This is a genomic window from Variovorax sp. 22077 (assembly GCF_052044195.1).
Classification (GTDB): domain Bacteria; phylum Pseudomonadota; class Gammaproteobacteria; order Burkholderiales; family Burkholderiaceae_C; genus Variovorax; species Variovorax atrisoli.
In genome coordinates this window covers 1-343 of sequence record NZ_JBQEQC010000134.1, presented here as the reverse complement: position 1 = coordinate 343, position 343 = coordinate 1, and the positions used below count along the sequence as shown (strand labels likewise).

General features: G+C 73.8%; 1 protein-coding gene. It reads left to right on the top strand.

Annotation, left to right across the window (positions count from 1 at the left end):
- A partial coding sequence (locus ACTJLF_RS34835) for a hypothetical protein (RefSeq protein WP_440884936.1) occupies nt 1–343 on the top strand: 343 nt, incomplete at both ends.

Sequence of the window (343 nt, the reverse complement as noted above, 5' to 3'; positions counted from 1 at the left end):
CGCGCTCGTCGCCGCCGGTGCGCTCACCGGGGCGCTCGCATCCACCCGGCGCACCAGCGTGCGGCTGTCGATGGTCGTCGGAACGGCTGCCGCCCTGGGGATCGTGCAGGCGCTGGCGGGATTCGCCCCCGGCGAGCTGGCGTTCGGGATGCTGCTGATCGGCGTCGGCGTCGGCGCGAGCCGGTGGTCGTGGTTCGCCCTCGTGCTGCCTGCCATGGTCCTGCTCGTGCTCAGCCTGATCAACGTGCTGTCGTTAGCGCTCTACGCCGCCGGACCCCGCGACATCGCCCAGCCGACCGGCACGTTCCTGATCCTCGGCGGCGGCGTCGCGGTCGCCGTGGCC